Raw genomic sequence first — 17,741 nt, forward strand, 5'->3', positions numbered from 1 at the left:
AACTAGTTTTTCAGGCCTAAATGAGCCTGTACCTCAGCGTAATTGCTCCAGTTAATACTTTTGGCAGTACGTGCAGCAACGCCGCCTGGTACTATCACGTATCTTACCTGGTATCTTTTTACGCCTGCAGATACTTCAACAGTGCTTACGTTATAATTACTTAACAATAATATTCCTCCTTCCACTACTACATCCCTGATGTAGACGGTACCATCTGTATAGGGGATGGAGCCGATATTTGGCTGATCAGGCGTGTAGAGGTTGATATAGACTTTTACAAAGCCTGTGTTGAGCAGTTCCTGATCTATCTGAGCTACTTCCACTCCCCATACATAGTCACCTGAGGCGGTATCTAAAGCAAATTCAGTATCGAGCCAGCCGGAATAAACAACATTTGCCGAACCTGGCTCGCCGGCATCCCCCTTGTCCCCTTTATCGCCTTTAGGGCCTGTTTCACCAGCGGGGCCGGCAGGACCTGTGTCTCCGTCTTTACCACAGGAAGAGATACCGATCATAACTGAGAAGAGACATGCGAAAAAAAAGAAACCGGAAAGTTTTTTCATAAATAAAAGTTTGTATTAGTTTAAAAATATCCCTCCGTGCTCTCACTGCTGTTTTGCAGCAATGAGAACGGCAGAGGGGGTTAAAGCAGTAAGAAGGTCGTTGACATAGTGTTTACTCCATCAGGCTGTTACCACAGATTCCTGGGACAGAGATCGCCAAAGCGGTTGCCCAGTAAGAAGCCTATTAGTATTTCATGTGTGCCACGACTTACCGTATTTAAAGAAGAGGTTGTGTAATCATAGGAATATCCTATGTTGATACTGGCATTGATGTTAACGCCCAGCATTGCGGCAAAGCCATCGTTGATGCGGTAGGAACCTCCTATCCACATTCTGTCCCGGTAGAGAAATTTGGAGTTGACATCAAAGCTGAGTGGTGCTGCGGTGACCATCCTTACCATGGCGGAAGGCAGTACGCTTACGTCATCGTTGAGCCACAGCCTGTACCCGCCTGACAGGAACAGGTGCGGTACCAGTTTTCCCCTGTAAAGGGAATCGCCCACTACCTTACCATTGTCATAGGCTATTTCCTGGGGGATAATATTCTGGACTGCCGCACCTATATAATAGTCAGCACCATATAAAAGCAGGCCGGCATTCACTTCCGGGCGCCATTTATTCAGTTGTTGTCCTGAAGCCACTACCGGGTCTCCCGGCTGCTGAAATTCCAGCAGTGTTGCATCGACCGATACGGTCTGCGCTCCTACCGAGATACCTGCGCTCACGCTGGTGCGTGGCGAGATAGGGATATGGTGCGCATAGGTACCGCTGATAGAGAAGCGGTTGAGCGGCCCTGTTTTATCATTCAGGATAGTGAGCCCGACACCGGCATGAGAAGGCGGTGTGGTATATTCCTGCCAGTATGCCCTGCCTCTTGGGTTTTCTCCGGGAGGCGTCAGTCCTGTTACGCTGGCTACGGGGTAATCGCTTTTGCGTAAGGGCCCGTGAACGGTCAGGTAGGTGGTGACCGGCGCTCCCTTCAGTCCTGTCCACTGTATCCGGTGGCTGGCCTTTACATCCCAGTAGTTCTCAATACCTGCCATGGCGGGGTTGATGATAAAGGGATTCAGGATATACTGTGTATAATGTGGCTGTTGCTGCGCACGTATGCTCTGCGATATGATGACCAGCAGCAACAGGAGCCATGGAAATCTTTTCATAAGCTTGTGTTTTTAGTGGTGTGCTTTTACCTTACCTGCCGCTCAGCACTTTGAACTCCGTTCTGCGGTTGCGGGCACGGCCTTCAGGACTGTCAGATCCATCCGGATGGGTATTGGGCGCAATAGGGCGGGTAGCCGCATACCCTTTGGATTGCAGTCTTGCAGCGTCAATGCCTTTGCTTAACAGGTAGTCAACACAACTCCTGGCGCGGGCTTCAGAAAGTTTCTGGTTCAGCTCATCAGCGCCTTTACTGTCTGTATGGGCGCTCAGTTCTATTACAATGGCAGGATGTTGCTGCAGCATTGCTACCAGCTTGTCCAGCGCATCGTAGGAGGCTGGTAATAGTGTGGCCATGTTGAAATCGTAGTAAACATTATCCAGTACCATAGGCACATCTGCAGGAGGAGGAACGGTGGCCACTACAGGCACTTCCGGTTTAGGAGCAGGCGGTGGTGGAGGTGGTACTGTTTTTCTGAGGGAAAAGAGTTCCAGGCAGCAGGTTGCTTCACGGTCAGACGAGAGCCATACTGTTTCCAGGATGTTCTCTTTACTTCCCCTGCTGCTGAAATAGATATCATCTTTTACAGAGTTGACAGGATAACCGAAGTTCTCAGGTGTGGTCCAGGCGCCGGCGCTGTCTTTACTGTAGAAGAAATCATATCCGCCCATACCTACGCGGCCGTCTGTAGAGAATACCAGTACTCCGGAAGCCGCGTGATAGTAAGGCGCCTGTTCGTTCCAGGCTGTATTCAGTACGGGGCCCAGGTTCTTTGTGAAGAAAGGTGTTCCTTCTGCATTCAGTTCGGCCACCCAGAGGTCAAATCCCCCTTGGCCGCCGGGGCGGTCGCTGGCATATAAAAGTTGTTTTCCATCGGGCGTTACAAAGGGCTGTTGTGCGCTGTAACCCGCTACGTTCACAATGGTATCCAGTAATACAGGCTCACTCCAGCTCTCTCCTGTTTTGCGGCTGCTGTAGATCACAGAGCGTTTTTTTCCATCTGTGATGCTCCAGCGGGTGAGGAAAAGTGTATTACCATCCGGTGATAATGCGATCACCCCCTGCTCTGTTTCTTTCGGCTGCGGCAGTAAAAAACGGCGGATAGAGTCGGGAGTGCCGTTGTTGAATGCAGCGCCATATATCCTGTTGGTGTATATGTGATTTTTGGGAGCGCTGTTATCGGGACGGGTGGAGGTAAACAGCAATACGCTGTCTCCCTGCCATACCGGCGCGTAGTTGGCCCCTTCGGTATTCAGTGTTGCCGGTGCTTTCTCTACGGTGTAAAGAGAAAGATCGGGACGGTGCAGCTGGCTGAGGATGAAACGGAGGTTCTGTAATTCACGGTGAGCAGTTTCCCTGTAAGTGTCCTGCGTTGTATAGAATTCCAGGAAGTAGTTGAATGCTTTTTCTGCCAGTTCATGTCTGCTTAAAGCGCGTAATGCCACTGCGTAATGATAAGCTGCCAGCGGATAAGCAGATTTATCAAACTCCATTGCTTCTGCATACCAGGGCACGGCCTTGCTATAGTCGTTCAGCAGCCGGTAACTTTCTGCCAGCCGGTAAATAGCCTGCTGTTCGGTGCTTACAGCTGCCTGTGATTTCTTTGATGCCTGTACAGCGGTGTAAGGTTTATATACCGCGTGGCTGACAATGGTCCTGGAACCTGCCAGGTATTTTTCGTAGTACTGTGTTGCAGAGCTGTAATCTGCTTTTTTGTAGTAGAAGTCAGCAGCCTTGAGATAGTCATATGCAAACTGTGCTTTGCTGATGACTGTTACAGAAACCAATGCTGCTGTCAGAATAATATGTTTCATGATTTTGTGTTGATACGTGATGGATGATAGATCATGTTACAGTCTGGGGCAAACAAACTCCACTTCCTTAGCTTTGAATATTTTCCTGCCTATGTAGACAAGAGATATTTCAAAGCTGTTGGAACCTCTTGCCATTTTACTCAGCTCAGAGGTATTGATATCATAGCTGACGCCCATGGTGAAATTCTTATAGGTAAAGCCGGCATGTGTGGAGACAGCATCTTTCAACCTGTAGTTTACGCCCAGCAGGAAATCTGTAACGGGGGTCACATACATTTGTCCGTAAGCGCCCAGCATTTTTTCTTCTGCATTTCCCTGGCGCAGGTAGAGGATGTTGGGGGTGATGCTCAATACGTCTGTCACTGCCAGTTTCACGCCTGCATGGCCGGTAAAGCGCATGGGGAAGCGCGCGTCTCCGCTGGCGCTGAACTGGTCTGTTGGACGTGTGAGGTGGGACACGGAGAAGCCGCCGAAGATGTTATACTTTTTACCTGGTTCTGCATCATAATACAATACCCCGGCACCTGCATCGAATGAAGTGGAAGAAGTTCTGGCAAAGCCATCGCCGCTGGGAGTGCCCGGATTGTAGCCTGTAATAGGGTTCCACTGGTCGCCGAAGGTTAACTTGGAAGCGTCGAATTTGCGCTGGATCAGGCCAAACTGTAAACCAAATACGATACGATGGTTTTCCAGCTCACCGAAACGCACGCCTGTATAGGAGGCGCTGCCATATGCCGTTGTGTAGTTATAACCACCATCTCCTGCCTTCTGGTTCAGGGCGCTTACACCGAAGTTGAACTGTTTGCCGGTAGTAAAATCGGCAGCTACACCATAGGTGGTGAAGGGATCGCTGATGTTACCCCATTGGTTACGGTAGATGGCAGATACGCGGTAGTTGCCGTCAAATGCGCCTGTCAGGGCAGGATTGAGCCAGGAAGGGTACACATAGTACTGTGAAAAGTGCGGGTCTGTCTGCGCTTTCAGGGCATTACCTGAAAGTACCAGCAGTGATGCCAGGATGATAGTAAGTTTATTTCTCATTGCTGTAAGTATTTGCATGATTTATTGTAAAATGACCACGTAGCCGGTTAAGGGGGCAAATCCGTTCTTCAGTTTTATGATGTAGTAGTAGGTAGCCACCGGCAGTAAACGGCCTTTATAAGTGCCATCCCAGGGCGTTTCATAGCCATTGGAATAATATACCTGCTGCCCGTACCTGTTAAAGACCTCTATTGTGCAGCCGGGATAATCTGCCAGGTTGGTGATGACCCAGCGGTCATTGATCTGATCTCCATTGGGAGAAAAGGCATTGGGCACTTTGACGGGTTTGAGCACTTTCACTGTCACCTGGTCTGATGCGGTGCAGCTACCCTGCCCTATGGCCGTCAGTGTATATACCTGGTCTTCCATTGCCACCAGTGAAGGATGAAGCGCTGTGGGATCAGAGAGGCCGGTTTCAGGCGTCCATCTGAAAGACAGCACTGTAGAATCGTTGGCGGTTGAATTAAAAGTGATCATTGCAGACTGAGGAACGACAAAGGAAGGGCCGGCATCAATAACAGGCTGCAGGTATACTACTACCTTGCTGTTGTATGGTGTAGATATACAACCTGCGCCGTTCACTACTGTCAGTTGCACGTTATATTCACCCGGATCCGGATAGCGCTTTACGGGGTTGCGGGAGGTAGCTGTACTACCGTCGCCGAAGCTCCATGCCCATGAAACGATATTGTTATTAGCATCCTGGCTCTGATCTGTGAACGAATTATCTGCGCCCTGGCAGAGCGTATCCGGCCATACTGCGAAGCTGGCTACGGGTTGATTGAAGAAGGCGTCCAGTAGTTTTTCTTTGCTGGCGCTGCAACCGAATGGCGATGTAGCTGTCAGGGTTACGGTATAAGGACCTGCCTGACGGTAGTAATGTACCGGTGATGCTGTGCTTTCGGTAAGTCCGTCACCGAACGTCCATTGCCAGTTCAAAGTGCTGTTATCTCCTATTGCAGAAAGATTGGTGAATGCCGCTTTTCCTTCCGGCATACATACGCTTTGCGGCAATGTAAAATCTGTTACAGGCAACGGATGCACAGCAACTGTATGCATGGCAGAGTCACTGATGCACCCGTTGTCACTTACTGCTACCAGTTTCACAGTATAGGTTTTCCAAACAGCGAAAGATTTATTGAAGGCAGCGTTAGTTGTATGAGTTTCATTGGTGCCATCCCCGAAATACCATTTCCAGGAGGTGATGTTGCCGGTGGTGATGGAAGACTGGTCAGTGATAGTCACCATTTCCCCGAGACAAACATTCTCTGTTGCCGCAAAACCGGCCAATGGTTTGGGGTGTACTGTTATAGAGGACTGTATGGAATCAATACAGCCATTCTGTGTGGTAAAAACATACCAGATGGCATGTGTGCCCGGGCCTGCGCTTAACGGGTTAAAAACACCTGCTTCAGAAGTACCCGGACCTTTATATTTTCCAGTGCCTGTTACACCGTTTGTTACGCTGGCCTTTGCTACGGAAATGATGCGTTTATCATTCACGCATACGGCCGGCAAAACAGCGTAATCGAGACGTGGTTTCAGGTTGAAGGTGGCGTTTATAGTTGTGTCTTTTGTGCAGCCCTGGCTGGTTGTTACGCTGTAATGGATGGTATAGTTACCGAAAGTGCTGTAGGTATGTTGCGGGTCAGGCAATGCAGATGTATTGGGGTTAGCCGGTGTAGCGTTGGCATCTCCGAAATCCCATGCGTAGGTAGCCAGGGTTTGTGCGTCGGGGACAGTAGTATTGCTCATGAACTGTACAATACCGTCCACGGCTATGCAACCTGTCGGATATGACAGTCCCAGTACAGGTTTGGCGTTTACCTTTATTTCCTGTTTTACAGTATCGCTGATACATACGTCGCTGATCTTTACCACGTGTGCGATAGTGTAAGTACCGTATTTGTTATAATGGGCTGTCTGCCCGTCGTTTTTCTCAATTGAAAGCGAGGTATCGTTTCCAAAGTTCCAGTACCATGTTTTCAATGGTGCAGCACCACCAAAGGTTGCCTGATCTGTAATGGCCACGGCGCCTCCTTCACACAATGCATCTGGCACGGCTGTGAAGTTGGCCACCGGCGGCGCATACACGTTCAGAACAAATGCAGTATCTGCAATACATCCTTCTCTGGTGATCACATTGAGGGTGACATTATGCTGTCCAACAGGCAGCTGCCTGTTGACCAACTGTCCATTTTCCTGCTGAGCGCCCGGGAAGGTCCATTTCCAGCGGTCTACTTTATAACCGTTGCCGCTGGTATCTCCTTTTAAATGGATGGGATCCAGTGTGCAACCGGTAAAGTCGACAGACAGGTTGGGATTAGGTTTCTTACGCACGTTTACAGAGATCTTCACCTCTTCTGTGTGATCGCATTTTTCAATGCCGGGATGTGTATTAATGATAGGGATAGTATAATCTCCTGTATTGGCAAAGAGGTATGTACCCGGCAGGGTATACTTGTAATAGGGCACGCCATTTACCATTTCCTGACCGGAGGGTACCGGTGCGGTCATTGTCACATTTGCATTGGGTGTGATCTGGGTACCCAGCTGGCTGATGTTCCAGACCATTTGTGTTGGCTGGTAGGCAAGATAAACAGACAGCTCTACCGGTGTGCGGGTACAGGTAAATTCGTTCCTGGAAGAGGAAGTATCCTGTTCATTGTGGATAGCTCCTATTACGTTCAGGTTGTTGATGAGCGTGCCGGCGTTATAGCCGTAGCTTTCAGCGCCTCCCAGCCCGTAGGTGATAGCTGTAAAGGCAGAATCGCTTTGCACGAGACATTGTGTTCTTGCGGCCGTCCATCGTTTCACGACAACGGAATAACCTGCCAGGTTGGGATGGGCATAGGCAGATGTCCATGCGTTGTTCTGACCGTCTATTTTCAGTGAGCTCAGTCCGTTTGTTGGTATGATCAGTGTCAGGTAGTTTGTAAGGATGGATTCTACCGTGTTCCTGAAGAAGCCTATTCTTTTGATGGATTGTTCTACCGGGCTGAGATACATCATTTCAGGGTCACCGTCGCCGTTGGTGTTGGGGCATGCGCCGGCTGATGACATGAACTGGCCTACGAGTATAGGTTTGTCTGATTCTATATAGTCTGCCGTATTGCTTTCAAATTCATAATAAGCGTTGTCTATCAGATTGAGCAGCTGCCTGCCGTTACGTTTTACAATAGTAGCGGGATCTTTTACTACTATCCTGTAGGGATTGGTCATCAGGCTGGTGGCCTGCGCCGCGTTGGAAGTAGGCGCTGTCAGGTAACGTTTGCCCCATGCCTGGGAGGGGAATACCTGTTGCATGTTATTATCTCCGCTGCTACCAAAGTTTCCCGCGCAGCTGGTAGTAGTACGGCTGCTGCCTGAGAATACCGCTATGGGGTAACAGGTGCCGGCGCTGTTGGCAACAGACCTGACGGTAGTGCCGGTCAGCACTCTGCCCTGGCCGCCACCTAAAGATTCGCCTATCAGCTGATAGATCTCTCCTTTGTTCAGTGTAGCCGTGAAGGGTACTTTAGCAGGGCGGCCGTTACGGCTTACAACGGACGGGGTGATCTCTATTACTGTATTATTCTCTTTCGCTACAACGTACATCCAGGAGAAGCAATCATCGTCATAGCTCTGCTGGCTGTTCAGCGATACGTAATAATATCCCCATGTTTCTTCCGGCATCAGCATGGTAGCGCCGGAGGATGTTTGTCCGTAGATATGCGCATATGCGACGATGGGCACATTACTGTGAATGTGTATACCTTTTCTCTGGAAGAGCCCTTCACCTCCTGTACCGCCAAACCCGGGAGGTACGGAATACAGCCTGGCGTCAAAAGCGCCTGATTTGGGAATAAGGTCTGATGCTATTACTGTATTGGCGGCGATGTTGTAGGTCCTTGTCCATGCAGTACCGTCTATAGTTACTGTAACGGTAGCCGGTTCTTCTGCGCTCAGGTACAGGATCATTTCCTGGTTGTTCTGTCTTCCGGGTTCCATGAACTGGTGATGCCCGTATCCTACCCAGAAGTCTGTACCCTTGTTTGATAAGTTCTGAGCGTATGTGTACAAGCCTGGCAGCAGGAGCAGGAAGAGCAGCTGCAGGCTGCGCAGCACCCGCCTGCCAGTGCCCCCGCCATGCGGCGGAGAGCAGTAGCAAGCAAATATTTGATTGATAGATGATATCCGTTTCTCCATAAAAACCAGTTTTTGTTTACCTCAGCAGGTTAATGGTCCCCTTACGTTCAACCGAAGTACCATCAGCCAGTTTCAGTTTACAGATGTAGATGTATACGCCGGAAGGCTGAGCTTTACCCTGGTAGCTGCCATCCCATCCGCGGCTCTGGCTGTTTGATTCGAATATTTTCTGGCCCCACTGGCTGAATACCATCAGGTGTACTTCCCTCACGACGGCTCCGTATACCTGGAACATGTCATTGAGGCCGTCGCCATTCGGGGTAAATCCTGAAGGGATGTAAACGCCGTCCGGTAAAGTTTTGCCGGTAGCAGCTTCAGATACTTTATCCTCGCAACCGGTAGCTTTTACCAGCAGGGTAACTGTTTGCTGTGGTTTCAGTCCTGTAAGCAGATGTTCAAGTCCCTGTTCACCTGAGGATGGTAATGTCCAGGTAGTGCCATTGTCTGTCGATACCAGGTAACCTGTAGCTCCGGAGATAGCTTTCCAGCTGAAGCGGAGCAGGTCAACACCGATCGAGTCTACCGTTACTACCGGAGCTGCCAGTTGCGGCAGTACCAGTAATGTGGCCGGTGCGCGTCTGAGACCTGCACAATCTCCTTTCACTGTTTCCACGTAGTATACGGCAGGGCTTGCGGCGTCTTTTATTTCAAGGGTTGCGCCGGTATGCAGCAATGCGCCTCCTGTTTCAGCATTGTACCAGTTGTAGACAGTGTTGGCGTCTGCATCTTTTACTGTAAATGTGACGTCTGTATGTATGCATACGGTCAGGGTATCTGTGGTGAGGCTGGCAACACCAGGTTCATTTACCACTACTGTTTTGGAGGTGTCTCCGGTGCAACCATCTTTTGTGATGACCTGCAGTTTTTCTTCGTAGGTACCAGCGGCAGCGTATTGTTTTGTAATATTCCTTGTGCTGGCTGTAGTACCGTCTCCAAAACTCCATTTCCAGTTAGTGATGGCGGCATTGTTCTCTGTGGTAGCGGTGCCGTTGAAGATGGCCACGTCACTGATACAGCCGCTGTAGTTGACAGCGAAATCGACAAAGGGCGCAGCTATCACTTTTACCGGCAGGTAGGTCTCTATGCTGTTATCGCAGCTGCCTATTTCAGGATGTGTTACTTTAACCGGTATGATGTAGCTGCCGGGTTGAGTGAATGTATAATCTGTTTTCAGTTCAAAGCTGTACCAGGTGTTGCCGTCTACCTGTACAGTATCTGCCGGAGCAGGGTTTGTTTCAGTAACATCTGCATTAGGCGACAGGTTGTTTACCTGGCTAAGTTCCCATGTGAGAGATGTTGGTATGAGCGGCAGCAGGGCAGTAAGGCGGAACGGTGTTCCTGCGCAGGTGTATGTATTCTTATTACCGCTGGTGTTATTGGTATTGGTAAAGGCAGGTTGTATGCTCAGGTTCCTGATCTGCATACCTGCGTTATAACCGTAGCTCACATCACTGCCCAGACCGTAAGCAATGGCTGTGAAGGCAGAATCGCTCTGTATGGTGCTGAGCCCTTCTGTGTTGGCCAGCAGTTTTGTTACGATGGTATAACCAGCTTTGTACGGATGATTATAGGTATAGCTGAAAATATTGCTGTTGTCTATCAGCAAGGAGGACAGACCCTGTGTAGGAATGGTCAGCGTTACATAATTAGCTGTTATGGACGATTTATTATTCCTTACGAAAATGGTCTTTTTAGTACGTTGTTCCAGGGCGCTGAGGTAGATCATTTCTCCGTCGCCATTGGTAGGATCTCCACAGGAACCGCTGTAAGAGAAGTATTGTGCCACGGCAACAGGTTTATCTGCTTCAATAAAGCCTGCCGCTTTGCTTTCAAAGTCATAGTAACTGTTGTTCTTCAGGCCCTGCAGTGGTATGCCGTTCAGTAATACTACTGTAGCCGGGTCTTTTACTATTACGCGGTACCTGTTCATCATCAGCCTTACGGGATCGCTTACGGAAGAAGCAGTTGCGGTAAAGTATTGTTTACCCCATGTCTGTACCGGCAGGTTCTGTTGTACGAGGTTATCTCCCTGGCTGCCGGACACTGTTCCGTTGCTGTTGCTGCAGCCTACTACTGTGGCGCTGCTACCGGAGAAGACACCTACAGGATAGCATTTACCGGAGGTATTCTGTATGGAGCGTATCACACTACCTGACAGGTCATATCCTTCATTGGCGGTCTTCATGGCGCCCATTACCTGGTAGGTTTCTCCTTTGTTGAGCTTTACGGTAAACGGTACTCCAGCAGCACGGCCACCTACGGTAGGTTGTACTGGTGTTATCTCTACAACTGTGTTGTCATTATCTGCCACTACATAGAACCAGGAGTAGCTGATGCCATCGGCATACTGGCGGTCTGTCATTGCACGGTATTCATAACCATAAGTGCCTACAGGCATCAGGAGTGCTGCGCCTGATGTAAGGCTTCTGTACTGGTGGGCGTAGGCAGCTATAGGAGCGTCACTCACAATGCTGATGCCATGTGTACTAAGTCCTTCCTGCATCATACGGGCATCGCTCAGGCCTGTTTTTGGTATGATGTCTGACGTAACAACGGTGTTGGCAGCTACTGCATATTCCCTCATCCAGGAGGTGCCGTTGATCTTCACTATTACATTAGCGGCCTGTGTTCCTGCTGCCAGGTAAAGCACCATTGTCTGGGAGTTATCTGTATTAAACGCCCTGTGATGGCTGTAGCCTGTCCAGAAGCGGGTACCCATACTGGAAGTATCTGCTGCTGTGGGCAGAGTGGGCGCATCAGGCAGGGTGCCCTGTAATCCTGTGAACTTATCGATGTACTGTAATGCACTGTCTGCGATGATATTGGCTCTTACATCTACCGTACTGTTATCGTTCACCAGCCATGTATCAGCAGCATTTGTCCTGCCCAGGCGTATCTTTTCTTCTTTGCTGATAAAGCCCTGCCATGAATCCACATAATGCTGCTGCAGGTCAAATTTGTAGTTACCGTTACCTGTTACATCAATATCAGTATAGAAGTACATGTAGTTTGTTCCTGCCTGTAAATTAGGAGGCACTACACCTGAATAGCGTTTCAGTGTTATTCCTGTTGGCACGTCTGCACCAGGCGCCCATGTAATGGCAGCAACTGTGTCAGAGCCATACATGAATTTCTGTGTGGTACCTGCTGCCGGTGTTGCCGGTATTGGCAGCAATACGGTAGGTGTTACTGTTGGCAGGAATTCAAAGGCTCCCATGTCAGGTACACCTTCTGTTAAGGTAACGGGGCGGGATTGCCCGTTAATGTCATGATCGTTTCCTTCTACCTGTACGCCGCGACCGTGAATAGCCCATACATCGGGGTTGGCCAGGTCAGGCTCCAGCGTTGAGGCGCTGGCAAATGCAGGTTTGAAGATGATGGAGCTTATATCCAGATCGGCTGCTGTGGCCCAATCCACCAGGTTATTATACTGTGCCGCCGGTGTTCTGATCAGGGTAGCGCCTGAGGTATAGTAAGTATTGTAATCGCTGTTGATGTAGGCAATGTTCTGTACGCTCAGTGCCAATCCGCCACCTTCATGAGAGAAGATGTTGTTGCGCAATCTGATATTGCCGGCTGCCGCTGTAGTATGGTTCAGGTAACCGGCTATGTTTGTATTTGCGGAAGATGAAGCGTTCAGGAAAGAGTTGTTGTAATAATTAACATTACCACCCTGACTGCTGAACAGGCTATAGGAAATATTGCCTGTTGTCAGCACGCTTACAACGTTATTGCGTGTAGTGTTATTTCCGGAAGTGTTATTGGCAAGGCCGTATACGGTACCGGTATTGCCGGTTATGGCAATGATCCTGTTGGCTTCTACCAATCCGGGCAGGGCTATTGTGCCGTTGCATGCGTCCAGTTCAATACCGTAAGCTGTTGCAGCGGTATTGCTGATGGTGACTTTGTTGTTCATCACCCTGTAAGCCGTATCTCCGTTCCTGAGATAGATGCCATGAGCAGAGGCATTGTTCAGTGTGCCTGAAAGGCTGATAGTATTCCGGCTGATCTGCGGGCGGTTGATATACCGTGCGTAGATGCCATTGGTATATACGCTGCTTACCTGGTTGCTGTCTATTACCAGTCCCAGGACCATATCTGTTGCAGAAGTGCCGGAGAAGTGTATGGCGCTGGCACCGTTGGTGAAGGTATTTCCTTTGATGGCAATATGCTTTCCTTTAAAGCCTGTGGAGAATACGCCTACAAGGTTTGTATTGTCAGTCGTAGCAACCGGTACATTGATCTTATTGTTCAGCAGGCTGTCATAAGCCGTGTTGCCGGCATATTCCACTGCCCTGCCATTTGGTGTATTTGTAGCGGTGATAGTGATATTCTTCCAGGTTACGTAGCTGGCGCTGTCCAGTTTCAGGACATAATTGGCAGCAGCTGTACCTGCGTAGGTCAGTGTCACGCCAGCCGGATCTCCGTTCTGGCTGCGGAAGGTGATGCGGCTGGTATCTGAAGCGCCGGCTACTTCGTGCATACGTACCTGTTCAGTATATGTGCCTGGTACGGCGTCGAAGATCACCTCTCCTGCTATGCCGCATTCCATAGCTGTTACAGCGGCCGTGAAGGAAGTGAAGTTCCGTGGGCCGGAGCCGGCGGGGTCTATTGTATACAGGCCTTTCATGAGCGGTGCATTCATATTCACAAATGCAGGCAGTGAATAGGCGGTATCTGTACCGCTGCATACCAGGCGGCAACGGAAGTAGTTGTTAGCTCCCAGTATGGTAGCGAAACGTGGTACGTAAGAGGTATCGCTGATAGTGATCCATGGGCCGGTAGTGCTATAGGAAGCCTGCCACTGGTAGGTCAGCTTGCCTGCAGGCGTATTATCTGTCAGGTTCAGCCTGATGGAGTCTCCCATGCAGATACCGGAGGCGGGGGTTACTACTGCTGTGCCTGCATCGATAGGTAATGCGCATAGAGGTATGTTGATCTCATAAGCGCCGATGTCTGGTTTATTCGGATCTCTGAAGATATGCAGGATGTCTGTAGTGACGCCTACGGCAGCGCCGGTATTATCCATCTGGTAGAACACCGGAGTAAGATCGCCACCGGGTACGTCAGCATACAGCGGATCTATGTTGTACGATGCTGCATCCTGGCTGGTAGCAGTCTGCCAGTCGGCCAATGTGGCCCTGGCATTAGTGCTGAAGCCGTAGTTAGCATTCGTTACACCCGGCCTGATATAAATGTTGTTATTATTGCCTGTATACTGGCCGCTGCCAACGTAAATGCCGTATTTGCTGCTGGCTCCTGTACTGGTAAGTGCAATAATATTGTTATAGAACCTGATATTATCGCCGTTATCCATGTAGAAGCCCCTGGTGGTATATGCGTTGTTGCCACCGGCGTTATCCATAGACATGCTGTTATGATAAACATTTACATAGCTGCAGGATGTCAGGTAGATACCGTATAAGCTGCCGGAACCGGTAGTATTGTAGATAATGTTGTTCTCAATCCTGTTCTCTTCGCCCAGTATACTACTTGCTGAGGTCAGGTAAATGCCGTAGAAAGTGTTTGTATTTCCTGTCATGTTTCCGAAGGGATTGGCGATCCTGTTGCCGGAAACTGTAGTACGGCGGTGTGTGTTCTGCAGATAGACAGCCCTTGCAGTGGTGGAGTTAATACGCAGAGGGCGGATAAAGCTGTTGCCTTCTACCAGCAGGTTATTAGCGTAGTTGGAATATACGCCGGCTGCGTAGTAGTCTTCGAATACGTTGCCGGTAATGCGTGTATTCTCATAGGAGCCCTGTATATCGCCCATCAGCAGGATGCTATAATAACCGCCAGTAACCCTGTTGCCGGCAAATGTATTGCCGGAATTCCAGGTACTGTTGCTTGTATTAAGACCTGCATCCACGCCGTTCAGTACTATGGCAGTACTATTATTGGAGGTAGATTCTATACTGGTGATGATATGACATTTTACGAATGTGTTACTGTCTGCGTGGTTGACCAGCTGTACACCGTAACTGTAGGTACCAGTGCCTGTAGCGTCTATCTTCAGGCTGTCGAACGTAACATGATCTATCTTCCTGAGCTTGATCACAGCTCTTTCATTATTGTCTGAGCCGTTGAAATGGATCTTGTTGCCATTGCCTTTGAAAGTAATAGTATTGATGGCTGACACCCCGGGGATTGAATCCAGGACCAGCTGTTCTTCATAGTCAGTACGGCCGGCCACGACGTTAAAGATCACTGGGCCTGCAATACCGCACATCATGGCGGCTTTGGCATCATTGAAAGATGCGTAGTTGCCGTTGCCTGTAGTCAGTGTCTTGTCTATTGTATAGGTACCTCCGGGTAATGCGCTGTTAACAGTCAGCAGAACCGGTGTGGAATATGTTGTATTAGCACCGCAGGTTACGGCTACACGGTAATACCCGGTAGCGCTGGCTATGACTGCCGTATCAGGGTAGTTCAGCGGGTTGCCGTGGTTGGTGAAGACACCTGTGACTGTAGCGCCTACCTGGTATTGGTAAGTTTGTGTAAGCCCTGTGGAATTGCCTGTCAGGCCAAAGAAGACCTGGGTGCCCGGACATACCACTGCTTTGTCTACTGTGCTTACTCCCGGTGTTGGCGGGGTTACGCAGGAAGGAGGTGTAAACTCATACGCGCCCGGATCAGGCGTGTTGATGTTACGGTTTACAGAGAGGATGTCCTGAGCCACGTTCACTACTGCGCCTCTGTTATTGATAGCAGCATTGGTTGGTAAATAGTTACCGGTGCTTATATCGGTATAAAAGGGGTTGTAGGAGATGGCGTTAACGTCCAGGCCTGTGGTGGCAGTCCATAACTGCAGAGTTGCCAGGTTCCTGGTATAATAACCGATAAAAGAAGTGGCATTGGGTTGTATAATAAAGTAGTTGTTCTTATCGAAGAACTGGCCGGCCAGGGAGGAAACTGATTCGTAATAAACGCAGTAACGTGTATCCTGTCCGCCGGTTACGGTAATGATATTATTGGAGAAATACACACCGTCAGAGCCGCTGGTCACCGCCAGACCGGCTGTGCGCTGGCTGTTACCGGCGGTAGTACCATCCATGGAAATGGTATTGTGGTATACCATGGCGTTGTCTGAGCTGTTCAGGTTGATACCATAGGCGGTGCCGCTGCCGTTAATGCCATAAATGAGGTTATTGGTAATGCGGTTTTCCAGCATAGCGAAAGCGTCTGTAAAATTCAGCCGGATGCCATAGAAATTAGCGGTGCTGGCAGTATTACCCCCAAATGGATTGGTGATCCTGTTTGCGTCAATATTCACTTTTGTATTCAGGTCATACACGTATACGCCGTTAAACTCTGATACACCGGTACGTAAAGGCCGACTGAAAATATTTTTCTGAACAATTGTACCGGAGGTGCCGGTCAGATAGATACCATATAAATAAAAATCGCTGATCTTATTATTGATGACAGCGTTATTCTGGTTGGCAACTGTGTTACTTCCTACTACGGTAATACCGTAATATCCGCCGGTAATAGTGTTATTACTGAAGGTATTGTTATCGCACTGGGAGGAACCGGTGCCGATAGGATTTTCTACAGAAGCGCTTACCACAATGCCTGCATAGGAAGTTGAGTTAGTGCTGGCATCTACGGTGATGGTACAGTTGTTCACCGTATTATAGTCTGCGTTGTTGAGCAGCTGTACGCCAAAGCCGTATACATTGGAGGCAGTACCCTGGGGCACTATCTTCAGGTTATTGAAGGTGAAGTAATCTGCACCGTCCAGTTTGATAACGGCCCTTTCGTTGGAGACATTGGAAAGGAAAGTAATAGTGTTGGCGTTGCCGTTAAAAGTGATGGTATTTGCAGCAGAGGCTCCTGGTACGGGTACGATGTGCAGCTGTTCATTATAAGGGCCTGAGCCGGCTACAACATTAAATATCACCGGGCCGTTAATACCGCATTTTATATAATCATATGCCGCGTTAAAGGAAGTGAAGTTACCACTGCCTGCCGGTGCGTTCTTATTAATAGTGAAAGTACCTGACACAGCGGGGTTGGATAATACCTGTGTGCTGGTTGAACCTGCAGAAAGACCGCTGGCGGTACAGGTTACCAGGCAACGGTAATACGTGCTCTGCGTCTGGGTGGTGGTCAGGGTAAGGGTATTGGCTCCTGTAATATTATTCCAGTTCACATTATCTGTTGAGGATTGCCACTGGTAGGTAAGCCCGGTAGCAACGCTGGTGCCGGTAACATTCAATGTCACGGAAGAGCCCATGCACACATTTGTTACAGAGCTTTGTGTGGTACCAGCAACGGGGGTGCCGTTACAGGCAGCTGCCGGTGCGTAATTCAATATAATGACAGGTCTGGAGGCTGAGCCACCGGAGGCAAAAGCGTTGGGGGTGTTGCAAAGGTTGCCCAGGTTATCTGCATTATAGGAATGGGAACCGTTGAAAGCCAGTCCTGTTGTCCAGGATATGGAAGGGTTATTGGTATAATCAGAAGTAGGGCTGCCGTTGCAGATCTCTACCAGCAGGTTGTCTACACCGTTCCATAAAAAAGGTGTTGACAACGTAAAGGTATTTACGCCGGCAACGGGCTGGTAATCTACGGGGCCATATACGGTTGCAGCGCCGTTTATCCAGGAGGCCTGGTCCAGCGTTGTTACGGTAGTAGCAGCCAGTTTAATGGTGTATTGGTCTACCACATCTGCGCCATTCAGATTGGTTACGTTGAACCTGATGGCATAGATCAGGCCTGCCGTCATACCTGCTGCAGTTAATTCTGAAGCGCGGTACAGGTACTGGGCCCTGGAGCCTTCGTAATAATCCTGTATGGGGCATGGATATGTGGTACCGCCATTTGTACCGTTTACAGTACCTATTGTAACGTTTGTCTGTGCAAAAGACCGGTTTACGGTTGCCAGCAACAACAACAGGTATAAAGTAGCCTTATATACTACAGTAACAGGCTGAGATCTCATAGCTATCTGTTTTATATATTTCCTGGGTT

Annotated in this window: 6 protein-coding genes; all 6 read right to left on the reverse strand. The window is 49.3% G+C overall.

Annotated elements, in window-relative coordinates:
• Positions 1 to 2: 2 nt before the first annotated feature.
• The 6 genes from GO493_RS30865 to GO493_RS16900 all read right to left on the reverse strand — a co-directional run bounded on the left by GO493_RS30865 (position 3) and on the right by GO493_RS16900 (position 17,712).
• Complete coding sequence (locus GO493_RS30865; RefSeq protein ID WP_198315739.1) at positions 3 to 563, reverse strand: collagen-like triple helix repeat-containing protein; 561 nt, start codon at positions 561 to 563, stop codon at positions 3 to 5.
• 128 nt (positions 564 to 691) lie between these two features.
• A complete protein-coding gene (locus GO493_RS16880; RefSeq protein WP_157307395.1) occupies positions 692 to 1,723 on the reverse strand; it encodes a PorP/SprF family type IX secretion system membrane protein in 1,032 nt (343 codons plus the stop codon).
• Between the two features lie 31 nt (positions 1,724 to 1,754).
• The gene (locus tag GO493_RS16885; RefSeq protein ID WP_157307396.1) at positions 1,755 to 3,536 is read right to left on the reverse strand and encodes an OmpA family protein; all 1,782 of its coding nucleotides are present in this window, start codon (positions 3,534 to 3,536) and stop codon (positions 1,755 to 1,757) included.
• 36 nt (positions 3,537 to 3,572) lie between these two features.
• Complete coding sequence (locus tag GO493_RS16890; protein WP_157307397.1) at positions 3,573 to 4,577, reverse strand: PorP/SprF family type IX secretion system membrane protein; 1,005 nt, start codon at positions 4,575 to 4,577, stop codon at positions 3,573 to 3,575.
• A 21-nt stretch (positions 4,578 to 4,598) separates the two neighbouring features.
• Positions 4,599 to 8,765 (reverse strand): PKD domain-containing protein, encoded by a 4,167-nt coding sequence (locus GO493_RS16895; protein WP_157307398.1) that lies wholly within the window; start codon positions 8,763 to 8,765, stop codon positions 4,599 to 4,601.
• 16 nt (positions 8,766 to 8,781) lie between these two features.
• Positions 8,782 to 17,712: an Ig-like domain-containing protein gene (locus GO493_RS16900; protein WP_198315740.1), complete on the reverse strand. Its 8,931-nt coding sequence runs from the start codon at positions 17,710 to 17,712 to the stop codon at positions 8,782 to 8,784.
• Between the last annotated feature and the right edge of the window lie 29 nt (positions 17,713 to 17,741).

Origin of the sequence: Chitinophaga tropicalis (assembly GCF_009758205.1) — a bacterium.
In the GTDB taxonomy this organism is placed as follows: Bacteria; Bacteroidota; Bacteroidia; order Chitinophagales; family Chitinophagaceae; genus Chitinophaga; species Chitinophaga tropicalis.

What these genes read in the sequence shown, in the direction of transcription:
- GO493_RS16885 (WP_157307396.1), bottom strand. Translation starts at nt 3,536, where the DNA reads ATGAAACATATTATTCTGACAGCAGCATTGGTTTCTGTAACAGTCATC.
- GO493_RS16895 (WP_157307398.1), bottom strand. Translation starts at nt 8,765, where the DNA reads ATGGAGAAACGGATATCATCTATCAATCAAATATTTGCTTGCTACTGC.
- GO493_RS16880 (WP_157307395.1), bottom strand. Translation starts at nt 1,723, where the DNA reads ATGAAAAGATTTCCATGGCTCCTGTTGCTGCTGGTCATCATATCGCAG.
- GO493_RS16900 (WP_198315740.1), bottom strand. Translation starts at nt 17,712, where the DNA reads ATGAGATCTCAGCCTGTTACTGTAGTATATAAGGCTACTTTATACCTG.
- GO493_RS30865 (WP_198315739.1), bottom strand. Translation starts at nt 563, where the DNA reads ATGAAAAAACTTTCCGGTTTCTTTTTTTTCGCATGTCTCTTCTCAGTT.
- GO493_RS16890 (WP_157307397.1), bottom strand. Translation starts at nt 4,577, where the DNA reads ATGAGAAATAAACTTACTATCATCCTGGCATCACTGCTGGTACTTTCA.